This window comes from Mycobacterium sp. 852002-51163_SCH5372311, assembly GCF_001667115.1.
Classification (GTDB): Bacteria; Actinomycetota; Actinomycetes; order Mycobacteriales; family Mycobacteriaceae; genus Mycobacterium.
Map to the genome: position 1 here is coordinate 1 of NZ_LZIJ01000009.1, position 11,041 is coordinate 11,041.

Genomic DNA, 11,041 nt, shown 5'->3' on the forward strand with positions numbered 1-11,041 from the left:
AGCCAGGGCCATGAGCGTCGCGCGACAAACCAGTTGGCGCGCAACACTTGTCGCTCTGAGTCGGACCAAACGACACGCGCCGGACGTGTTGTGACGCGTGGGACTTATGATCCAGACGCGACTAGCAAGTCCCGCCGCGACTGCGACGCTTTCCAACACCGTCGCGAGCAGACGCTAAATCGCGTATTTCGCACGGAAATTGGGCGATTCTGCGTCTGCTCGCCCTAGATCATCTCGTTGTTGGTCAGCCAGCGCATCACCGGCCAGCCGACGAACACCGGAATCCAACATGTGAGCACGCGATACAGCAGCACCGACGGCACGCCGATGGCCGCAGGTACGCCGAAGGCTGCCAGCCCACCGATCAGCGCCGCTTCCACGGCCCCGACCCCGCCAGGTGTCGGCGCGGCCGAGGCGAGCGTGCCGCCGACCATCGTCACCACGGTGACGGTGATGAACGTCGTGCCGCCGCCGAATGCTTCGACGCTGGCCCAAAGTGCCAGCGCCGCACCGAGAGTCGTTCCGGCACACCCAAGTATGATCAGGGCCAGTCGCTTCGGCTCGCGGGCAAGTGCGAGGAGGTCGTGCGTCACCTCCTGCAGCTTGGGCCGCACCGCCGTCGCCAGCCATTGCCGCAGCTTGGGTACCAACAGAAAGGTGCCGACGCTGCCGAGGGCCACCCCCGCGATCAGGTACAGGATGGTCGGGTCGGGCACGAAATGCGACAGATCGGTAGATGCGCCCGCGGCCGTGCTGAACAAGATGAGCAACACGACGTGAACGATCACCTGCACCGACTGCTGCAGCGCGACGGCCGCGGTGGCCCGCAATGTGTCGAGGCCGCCCTTCTGCAGGAACCGGGTGCTCAGCGCGAGCCCGCCCACTCCGGCCGGAGTGGTAGTTGCCGCAAAGGTGTTGGCCACCTGCATGATTGACAGTTTCCAGAAGCTCACCAGGCCATCGGCGCAGGCCCACAGGGCGGCCGCTGCTCCGACGTATTTCAATGCGGACACCGCCAACCCCAGTAACGCCCACCACCAATTCGCCGTACGCAGCTCGGAAAAGAAGGTCGGCACGGTGCTGATGAACGGGTACGCCACGTAGACCAGCGCCCCCAGTAGGACCAGCTGGATGATCTGGCTGCGGGTGAACCGGGTGATGGTTTCGGTCTTGATCTCCTCGGCGCCCGATTGGCGCTTGACCTCCGAACGGGTGTTGGAGATAACCGCGCCCGCATCGGAAACAGACTGCCGGATGCGTTTCGGCACGGCCGATTTGGTGAGCCGGCGGGACGCGGTCAATATGGTGTCCTTGCCGAACGTGTCGATCGCTGCGCCCACCGCGGATTTCGCGTCATAGAGAGCTGAAGTCGTCACCAGCAGTTGGGCGATGTCCGATTGGAGCTGGGCGTCGGTGGCCCCATACTCGGCGCTGCCGAAGCCGCCGAAGAGCACGGCGCCGTCCTCGACGGTGATCTCGTGGCCGCGCAGATCGCCGTGAGATATCTGATGGTCGTTGAGGATTCGTAACGCTTCCCATACGCGCACGACCGGCGTCTGCGCCGGACATTCGTCGAGCGGAATCCCGCGAATGGGTTCATGCGCATACAACGTCCATCCGCGGTCTAGCACGGCGACGGCGATCGTCGACGTGTTGCCCACGCCGGCGTCGTTGACCGCAATTGACATCAGTGCGCGATGCTCGACAGCGCGGCGCATCGATGTCTGCAGTGGCGCGGTTTCGGTGCCGCGCAGCCGCAATTTGCGCCAGACCTGGCGCAGTGCGCCCCCGCTGCGCTGATGTGGGCCGTACAGCTCGACCGCCGCGGGCGCAGCGGAATCCTCTGCGGTCGCCGCCAACACAAGTGGTCCCGGTCCAGCCGGCCGGACCACCCTCAATCCGGTCACCACGAAGCCGCGTTTGGCCAACGCGCGCACCGCACCGTCCAGCGGCACCTCTAACGCGGGAGTGCCGACGATCAACACCACCAACGCGCCGACGAACCAGCCCACGCCCAAACCGAGCAGCGAGCGGGCCGGAACCACGGCGCTGACAATGAGGTGGATCGGTACGAAGGCCAGCAGCAGCGCCCACCACCAGCGTCGCCAGCGTGCGGGCAGCCACGGACCCGAGACCGTGAGCACCGCGGCCAGCATCGCGATCCAACGCGGGTCGTCGAGGAACTGCGCCAGCACGGTCTGCAGCCGGTCGGAAAGGTCGAAGTGCCATTTGGGCGCCGCGATCCCGTTGCCGGTGATCGACAGTGGCAGGACGGCGAAGATTCCGGCAGCTCCGTACGCGCCGAGCAGTTTCCACTGCCGGGAGACGATCAGCCCGATCAGAATCATGAACGGCAACGCCAGAATCGCGATGCCGTAGGCCAGGTACACCAGGTTGGATTGGGTGGGGGACAGGACCCCGACGATCGAGGAGATGGATTTCTCCAGGTCCATCCACCGCGGGCGAGTGACCAGATAACTGACGATGACTACCGCAAGGAACACCGTCGCCAGGGCGAGCCGGATGATGTCGTTGGTCCGTCGGGTCAGCGGTTGCAGCAAGCTGCCGGAAACGGTGATGTCTCGCCCGTCAACGCGCATGCTGCACGATCCCTCCGGGACCTTCCGGATCCGCCGCGCTATCAGCGGCTCGCCGACAACTTAACCGCATACCTAATCGTCGCCGCTATGTTGGTATAGGGCCCCCAGCAACAAGACCGTCCAGGCCGCCGTGAGCAGAATCCCGTAGGCGATCAAAAGGGCGAACCCCACCCGGCGTGGGGCCGCGAAACGATCCGAGGCTACACCGGGCCGTCGCCGAAGGTAAGCAAGCAGCACGCCGAGTGCCGCGATCACCGGAACACTGATCGGCCAGCCGTCCAAGACCAGCAGCGGGCCGTGGAAGAGGAACACGGTGAACGACGCCAGCAGGTATGCGATTAGCGACGTGTGCAGGTCGCTGCCGGCCACAGCGAGCCAGCCGGCAAGCACGACGCTGGCAAGCAAACAGGCCGCGCTCGCCACTAGGAAAATCGATGCGACGACCCGGCCGAACGACGGCCACCGGGGGGTCGGCTCGACCGGCGGTGCGTAGTTTCCGCTGGCGAATCTCCGGTCCCACGGCGCCTCATTCCACGACGTCATTGCGGTAGTCAACCATCACACCCGCCCGCCGGGTATTCACAGCAGGTTCACATGCGGGCCGCCTACGGTCGGTACATAGTTGTGCTAGCGAACTTTGGAGGGCTTGAGCGTGCCGAGAACAGAGAACGACACCTGGGAAATCACCGAGAGCGTGGGTGCGACGGCATTGGGCGTCGCGGCGGCCCGCGCGGCCGAAACCGAGAGTGCGTCGCCGTTGATCAGCGACCCGTTCGCAAGGGTTTTCCTGAACGCCGCGGGTGAAGGACTGTGGAACTGGTTTGCCTCACCCAACTTGCCCGCCGAGATCGTCGAGCTCGAACCTGATCTCAAGCCGCGGATGCAGGGCATGGTCGACTACATGGCCGCCCGCACGGCGTTCTTCGACCAGTTCTTCCTCGACGCCACCAATGCGGGGATTTCTCAGGCGGTGATACTGGCCGCAGGTTTGGACTCGCGGGCATGGCGGCTGGCCTGGCCGGCCGGGGTCACGGTGTACGAACTCGACCAGCCGCGAGTCCTGGAATTCAAGGCGTCGACGCTGGCCGAACACGGAGCGCAGCCGACGTGCACCCTGGTCAGCGTCCCGGTCGACCTGCGCCACGACTGGCCGGCCGCGTTGCAGCAGGCCGGTTTCGACACCTCGGCACCGAGCGCGTGGTCGGTCGAGGGGCTGTTGCCGTTCTTGCCGGCGGTCGCCCAGGAACTGCTTTTCGAACGAGTTCAGGCGCTCGGCGCGCCCGGCAGCCGGATTGCCGTCGAGGCGCCCGGCCCGGATTTTCTCGACCAGGACCTCTATGCAAGGCGGCGCGAGTCGATGCGGCGCGTACGCGACGTGATGGCCAAACTGCGGCCTGAGGTCGACATGCCCGAGGTAGAGGATCTGTGGTATTTCGAGGAGCGTGAAGATGTCTCCGATTGGCTCGGCCGGCACGGCTGGGACGTTGCGGTCACGCCGGCCGAACAGTTGATGGCCAGGTATGACCGCAGACCGCCGAAGGATGTCGAAGACGCCGCACCGCAAACTCTGTTCGTGACGGGAGAGAGGAAATGAGCGTGGCCAGAACGGATAACGACAGCTGGGAGATCACCGAAAGCGTGGGTGCGACGGCGCTGGGTGTGGCGGCTGCACGCGCAGCCGAAACGCTAAGTGAGACACCGCTGATCAGTGATCCGTTCGCGCAGGTTTTCCTCGACGCCGCAGGCGACGGAGTGTGGAATTGGCATTCTGCCCCGGAGCTGCCACCCGAACTCGTCGAAGCCGAACCCGAGTTGCCGTTGCAGATGCAGTCGATGGTCAGCTATATGGCGTCGCGGACAGCGTTTTTCGACCAGTTCTTCCTTGACGCCACCGAGGCGGGCATCCGCCAGGTGGTGATCTTGGCCGCCGGTCTGGATGCGCGGTCCTGGCGGCTGCCCTGGCCAGCCGGGACGACGGCATACGAGCTGGACCAGCCCCGGGTGCTGGAGTTCAAATCGTCGACATTGGCCGAGCATGGGGCGGAGCCGGCGTGTCATCGCGTCGCCGTCCCGGTGGACCTGCGCCAGGACTGGCCGCAAGTGTTGCGGCAGGCCGGGTTTGACTCGAGCGCTCCTAGCGCCTGGTCGGCGGAGGGGTTGATGCCCTACTTGCCGGCCGCTGCCCAGGATCTGCTGTTCGAGCGTGTCCGGGAGCTGACCGCCGCCGGCAGTCGGGTGGCTGTCGAGGCGCTGGGCCCGAAGTTCCTCGACCCCGAGGCTCGCGCGAAGCGTCGTGCGCGGATGGATCGGGTTCGCGCCTTCATGTCGGTGGTCGATCCTAAGCGCGAGGTTCCCAGAACAGACGAGTTGTGGTACTTCGAGGAGCGCGAAGACGTCGGGCAGTGGTTTGAGCGGCACGGCTGGGACGTCTCGGTGACCCCGACCGACGAACTGATGGCCGGTTATGGCCGCAGCGCTCCCGAAGAGGTGGCAGACCAAATTCCGGGGAATCTGTTCGTGACAGCCCGGCGGACGGGTAATTAGCCGCGCCGAGACGCCCTACGACGCCGGCGCGGGCGTCTGCTCGCGCCACTGAGCCGGGGACGCGGTGCATCCACCGCGGGGAAAGATTCGCGACACGCCGGTGGTCTGACCACTTTACTCGTGTCACACCAGCCACACTGGCCGCATGGTGGTGCAGCCGGTACGCCGATCGGTGCCCGAACAGGTTTTCGAGCAGATTGCCGCCGATGTGCTCAGCGGAGAGATGCGACCTGGTGAAGCGTTACCCAGCGAGCGAAGACTGGCAACGGTTTTCGGGGCGTCACGACCGGCTGTACGCGAGGGGCTCAAGCGGCTTTCGGCGGCCAGTCTGGTGGAGGTGCGCCACGGCGGTGTCACCACCGTGCGCGATTTCCGGCGGCATGCGGGCCTGGACCTGCTGCCCCGGTTGCTGTTTCGTGACGGCGAACTCGACCCCGCCGTGTTCCGCAGCATTCTCGAGGCCAGGCTGCGTATCGGTCCGAAGGTCGCAGAGCTGGCAGCCGAATATCACGGACCCGAACTAGGCGGATTACTCGAGGATTCGCTGCGTGTCCTCGAGGCCGAAGAAAACCCCCTTCAGTGGCATCGCGACACGCTCGCCTTCTGGGATCATGTGGTCGACGGGGCCGGCTCAATCGTATTCAGGTTGATGTACAACGCTTTTCGCGCCGCGTACGAGCCGGCGCTGGCTGCGCTGGGCGCCGCGGTGGGTGCCGAGGCCATGCGCCCGGATGGCTACCGGAAGTTGGCCGTTGCGGTGTGCGCCGGCGAATCCGCCGTAGCGAGGCAAGCCGCCCACGACGTGCTCGAACTCGCGAACGCAACATTGATGGCCGCATTGGACAGCCAAGGGAGTCGACGTTGACCGCCCACACCGTCATCACCACGTATCTGCGCGAGCAGATGCAGCCCGGTATCGACGCGGTCGGCGGCTTCTACCGGACCTGTGTGCTGACCGGAAAAGCGTTGTTCCGCCGGCCCTTTCACTGGCGCGAGGCGATAGAGCAGGGCTGGTTCATCACAAGTGTCTCGTTGCTGCCGACCCTTGCGGTCTCGATTCCGCTAACCGTGCTCATCATCTTCACCCTCAACATCCTGTTGGCCGAGTTCGGCGCCGCCGACATCTCCGGCGCGGGCGCGGCGCTGGGCGCGGTCACCCAACTCGGACCGCTCACCACCGTGTTGGTGATTGCCGGTGCCGGATCCACCGCCATCTGCGCCGACTTGGGCGCCCGCACCATCCGCGAGGAGATCGATGCGATGGAGGTGCTCGGCATCGACCCGATCCACCGGCTGGTGGTACCGCGCGTCGTCGCCGCGACAATCGTCGCCACCCTGCTCAACGGAGCAGTGATCACCATCGGCCTGGTCGGCGGTTTCCTGTTCGGCGTCTTCATCCAACACGTCTCAGCCGGTGCTTACGTCAGCACACTGACTTTGGTGACCGGTCTGCCCGAGGTGGTCATCTCGGTGGTCAAGTCGGCCACCTTCGGAATGATCGCCGGCCTGGTCGGCTGTTACCGCGGCCTGACCACTAAGGGCGGGCCGAAAGGTGTCGGCATCGCCGTCAACGAGACGTTGGTGTTGTGCGTCATCGCGTTGTTCGCGGTCAACGTGGTGCTGACCACGATCGGCGTCCGATTCGGAACGGGGCGTTAGCATGTCCGGATCGGCAGCCGTCCTGCGCGCGCGCTACCCGCGCACAGCCGCCAACCTCAACCGCTATGGCGGCGGCACGGCCCGAAGATTCGAGCAGATCGGGATTTTCGCGAGGTTCACCCGGATGAGCCTATGGGAGATCGGGTGGGCGCTGCGCCGCTATCCCAGGGAGACGCTGCGGCTCATCGCCGAGATCGGGATGGGTACCGGCGCAATGGCCGTCGTCGGGGGGACCGTTGCGATCATCGGTTTTGTCACCCTGTCCGGCGGCTCACTGATCGCGATCCAGGGCTTCGCGTCGCTGGGCAATATCGGTGTGGAGGCCTTCACCGGTTTCTTTGCCGCCCTTGCCAACACGCGCGTGGCAGCGCCCATCATCGCCGGTGTAGCACTGGCCGCCACGGTCGGCGCGGGCGCCACCGCGCAATTGGGCGCGATGCGGATCAGCGAGGAGATCGATGCGCTGGAAGTCATGGGCATCAAATCGATTTCGTTCTTGGTGTCCACCCGAATTCTGGCCGGGCTGGTGGTGATCGGCCCCCTGTACGCGTTGGCCCTCGACATGGCTTTCACGTCGGGCCAGGTGGTCACGACGGTGTTCTACGGCCAGTCCAACGGGACTTATGAGCACTACTTCCGGACCTTCCTGCGCCCGGAGGACGTGGGTTGGTCGGTGGTGGAGGTCGTCGTCATAGCCGTGGTGGTGATGATCACCCACTGCTACTACGGGTACACCGCCAGCGGCGGTCCGGTCGGCGTCGGCCAGGCCGTCGGTCGCTCGATGCGTTTATCGCTGGTCTCGGTGGTGGTTGTGGTTCTGCTGGCCCAGTTGGCGCTTTACGGCGTCGACCCGAACTTCAATCTCACGGTGTAACGGCCGTGACGACACCGGTGACGCGGAAGTCCCGCCGCGTGTGGATCTACCTCGAAGGCGTGGCCTTGCTGTTGGCCGGCGCGTTGGTTATCGCCTTGGTGTACTTGCAGTTTCGCGGGGACTTCACGCCCAAGACCGAGCTGACCATGGTGGCGTCGCGCGCCGGGCTGGTGATGGAACCGGGAGCGAAGGTCACATACAACGGGGTGCAGGTCGGCCGGGTGGCCGGAATCTCGGAGATCGAGCGTGACGGCAGGCCGGCGGCCAAGCTGGTGCTGCATGTGAACCCGGAGTACATCAGGCTGATTCCGGTCAACGTGGTGGCCAATATCGAGGCGGCCACGTTGTTCGGCAACAAGTATGTGTCGCTCATGTCGCCGGATAACCCTAGGCCGCAGCACATCTCGCCGAACGACGTGATCGACGTGCGGTCGGTGACCACCGAGTTCAACACCTTGTTTGAGACGGTCACCTCGATCGCCGAAAAGGTGGACCCGATCGAGCTGAACTCGACGTTGTCCGCGGTGGCCCAGGCGCTGGATGGGCTGGGAGCCAAGTTCGGAGAATCGATCGTCAACGGCAATCACATTCTCGACCAATTGAACCCGCGGATGCCGCAAGTCGGGTACGACGTGCGCCGGCTGGCGGATCTTGCCGAGATCTATGCTCGTTCATCGCCGGATTTGTGGAACTTTCTGCGCAATGTCCTGACCACCGCGCGCACGCTGACCAGACAACAGCATGATCTGGATGCCGCGCTGCTGGCGGCGGTGGGCGCGGGCAAGACCGGCGAGGACATCTTCACCCGCGGCGGGCCGTACCTGTCGCGTGGCGCCGCGGATCTGGTGCCTACCGCTGAGCTGCTCGACGAGTACAGCCCGGAACTGTTCTGCATGGTCCGCAACTTTCGCGATGCGGCGCCCAAGGTAGCGAATGCGGCTGGGGGCAACGGCTATTCGCTGTCGGCTGCCGGCACGATCGTGGGAGCACCGAACCCCTATGTCTATCCGGACAATCTGCCACGGGTGAACGCTCGCGGCGGACCGGGTGGACGGCCCGGGTGCTGGCAGCCGATCACCCGGGAATTGTGGCCGGCACCGTATCTGGTGATGGACACCGGCGCCAGCCTTGCGCCCTACAACCACCTGGAGCTCGGCCAGCCGATGTTCACCGAATACGTCTGGGGGCGCCAGTTCGGAGAGAACACGATCAACCCATGACGAGGAATCCATGAAAGGCACCGGTACAGCAGTCAAACTCGGCATCTTGTGGTTTGTCTTGTTGGTGTTCACCGTGACGATCATCGTGGTGTTCGGCCAGATGCGCTTCAACCGCACCACCGGATACTCTGCGCTGTTCACCAATGTCAGCGGGCTACGTGCCGGGCAGTTCGTCCGCGCTGCGGGGGTGGAAGTCGGCAAAGTTGCCAAGGTGACGCTGATCGACGGGGACAAGCGGGTTTTGGTGGACTTCAACGTGGATCACACGCTGTTGCTGGACCAGGCGACGACCGCGTCGATCCGCTATCTCAACCTGATCGGCGACCGCTACCTCGAGCTGCAACGCGGGTACAGCGGCAGGCTGCTCGCCCCGGGTGCCAGGATCCCGGTTGAGCACACCCAGCCGGCGTTGGATCTGGACGCGCTGATCGGCGGCTTTCGCCCGCTTTTCAAGGCATTGGACCCGGACAAGGTCAACAGCATTGCCAGGTCGATCCTGACCGTGTTCCAGGGCCAGGGCGCCACCATCAACGACATCCTCGACCAGACAGCATCATTCACCGCGACGCTGGCCGAGCGGGACCAGGCGATAGGCGAGGTGATCAACAACCTGAACACCCTGCTGGCCACCACCGTCAAGCACCAGAAGGAGTTCGACCAGACCGTCGACAAGCTCGAGGTACTGATCACCGCATTGAAGAACAGGGCCGATCCGCTGGCCGCCGCAGCCGCACATATCAGCAACGCGGCGGGGACACTGGCCGACCTGCTGGGCGAGGACCGGCCGTTGCTACACAGCACCGTCGGACACCTCGAACGCACCCTGCAGCCGCTGATCGACCAGCTGCCAACTCTCGACGACGTGCTGGGCAAGCTGCCGGGCGCCTACCGGATCATCGGCCGAGCGGGCGGCACCTACGGTGACTTCTTCAACTTCTACCTGTGCGACCTCTCGCTGAAGGTCAACGGATTACAGCCTGGCGGTCCGGTGCGCACCATCAAGCTCTTCAGCCAGCCCACCGGGAGGTGTACTCCGCAATGAGGACCCTTACCGAATTCAACCGGGGCCGCGTTGGGCTGATGGGTGTGCTGGTCACTGTCCTCGTCACTGGTGTGGCGCAAAGCTTTACCAGCGTCCCGATGCTGTTCGCCACTCCAACCTATTACGCACAGTTCACCGACACCGGTGGTCTGAGCCCGGGCGACAAGGTGGAAATCGCCGGTGTGAACGTCGGTCTGGTGCGCTCCCTGAAGATCCAGGGCAACCGCGTCCTGATCGGCTTCTCATTGGCCGGCAAGAGGATCGGGACGCAAAGCCGGGCCGCGATCCGCACCGATACGATTCTCGGCCGCAAAAACATGCAGATCGAACCACGCGGTTCAGAGCCGTTGCGGCCCAACGGGGTTCTTTCATCGGCCCAGACCACCACGCCGTATCAGGTCTATGACGCGTTCGTCGATGTCACCAAGGCGGCGACAGGCTGGGACATCGAGGCCACCAAGCGTTCGCTGAAAGTGTTGTCTGAGACCTTCGATCAGACCGCTCCGCATTTGAGCGCTGCCCTCGACGGTGTCAAGGACTTTGCCAACAGCATCGGCCAGCGTGGCGAGCAGATCAAGCAACTGCTGGCGAACGCGAACAAGGTGGCGCGGGTGTTAGGCGACCGCAGCGGCCAGGTCAACAACCTGCTGGTCAACGCCAACACTTTGCTCGCCGCTTTCCGGCAACGCAGTCAGGCGCTGAGCATTCTGCTGAGCAACGTGTCCGAGGTGTCCACCCAGGTGACCGGCCTGATCAAGGAAAACCCCAATCTGAACCATGTGCTGGTCGAGTTGAGGACGGTCAGCGACGAGCTGGTCAAGCGCAAGAATGACCTTGCCGACGTGCTGGTGCTGCTCAGCAGATACACCGCTTCGCTCACCGAGGCCGTCGGTTCCGGACCGTACTTCAAGGCGATCGTGGCCAATCTGCTGCCCTATCAGATACTTCAGCCGTGGGTTGACGCGGCGTTCAAGAAGCGCGGCATCGACCCCGAGCAGTTTTGGCGCAGTGCGGGGCTGCCGGCGTTCCGGTTCCCCGACCCCAACGGCACCCGCTTCCCCAACGGTGCGCCGCCGCCGGCACCGCGGGTGCTGGACGTGAA

Annotated in this window: 10 protein-coding genes; 8 read left to right on the top strand and 2 right to left on the bottom strand. The window is 64.7% G+C overall.

Annotated features, from left to right (window positions below; translation table 11 throughout):
• Nucleotides 1-224: 224 nt before the first annotated feature.
• Entirely contained in the window at nucleotides 225-2,600 is a 2,376-nt protein-coding gene (locus A5791_RS00655) for a lysylphosphatidylglycerol synthase transmembrane domain-containing protein (RefSeq protein ID WP_067229319.1), read from the bottom strand.
• 72 nt (nucleotides 2,601-2,672) lie between these two features.
• The gene (locus tag A5791_RS00660; protein WP_067229322.1) at nucleotides 2,673-3,143 is read right to left on the bottom strand and encodes a hypothetical protein; all 471 of its coding nucleotides are present in this window, start codon (nucleotides 3,141-3,143) and stop codon (nucleotides 2,673-2,675) included.
• Between the two features lie 109 nt (nucleotides 3,144-3,252).
• On the opposite strand from A5791_RS00660, the gene A5791_RS00665 reads away from it, so the two are divergent.
• The 8 genes from A5791_RS00665 to A5791_RS00700 all read left to right on the top strand — a co-directional run.
• Nucleotides 3,253-4,194 (top strand): class I SAM-dependent methyltransferase, encoded by a 942-nt coding sequence (locus A5791_RS00665; RefSeq protein ID WP_067229347.1) that lies wholly within the window; start codon nucleotides 3,253-3,255, stop codon nucleotides 4,192-4,194.
• Nucleotides 4,195-4,196: 2 nt separating this feature from the next.
• Complete coding sequence (locus tag A5791_RS00670) at nucleotides 4,197-5,144, top strand: class I SAM-dependent methyltransferase (protein WP_067229344.1); 948 nt, start codon at nucleotides 4,197-4,199, stop codon at nucleotides 5,142-5,144.
• 145 nt (nucleotides 5,145-5,289) lie between these two features.
• Entirely contained in the window at nucleotides 5,290-6,009 is a 720-nt protein-coding gene (locus tag A5791_RS00675) for a FadR/GntR family transcriptional regulator (RefSeq protein WP_067229325.1), read from the top strand.
• Nucleotides 6,006-6,803: an ABC transporter permease gene (locus tag A5791_RS00680; RefSeq protein ID WP_067229329.1), complete on the top strand. Its 798-nt coding sequence runs from the start codon at nucleotides 6,006-6,008 to the stop codon at nucleotides 6,801-6,803. Before A5791_RS00675 ends, A5791_RS00680 begins: the two co-directional genes overlap by 4 nt.
• Nucleotide 6,804: 1 nt before the next feature.
• A complete protein-coding gene (locus tag A5791_RS00685; RefSeq protein WP_067229333.1) occupies nucleotides 6,805-7,677 on the top strand; it encodes an ABC transporter permease in 873 nt (290 codons plus the stop codon).
• Between the two features lie 5 nt (nucleotides 7,678-7,682).
• Complete coding sequence (locus A5791_RS00690; protein ID WP_067229337.1) at nucleotides 7,683-8,897, top strand: MCE family protein; 1,215 nt, start codon at nucleotides 7,683-7,685, stop codon at nucleotides 8,895-8,897.
• Nucleotides 8,898-8,907: 10 nt separating this feature from the next.
• Nucleotides 8,908-9,939 (top strand): MCE family protein, encoded by a 1,032-nt coding sequence (locus A5791_RS00695; RefSeq protein ID WP_067229341.1) that lies wholly within the window; start codon nucleotides 8,908-8,910, stop codon nucleotides 9,937-9,939.
• Nucleotides 9,936-11,041 (top strand): virulence factor Mce family protein (locus A5791_RS00700; RefSeq protein ID WP_067229351.1); only part of this gene is annotated, 1,106 nt, incomplete at its 3' end. The genes A5791_RS00695 and A5791_RS00700, both read left to right, overlap by 4 nt.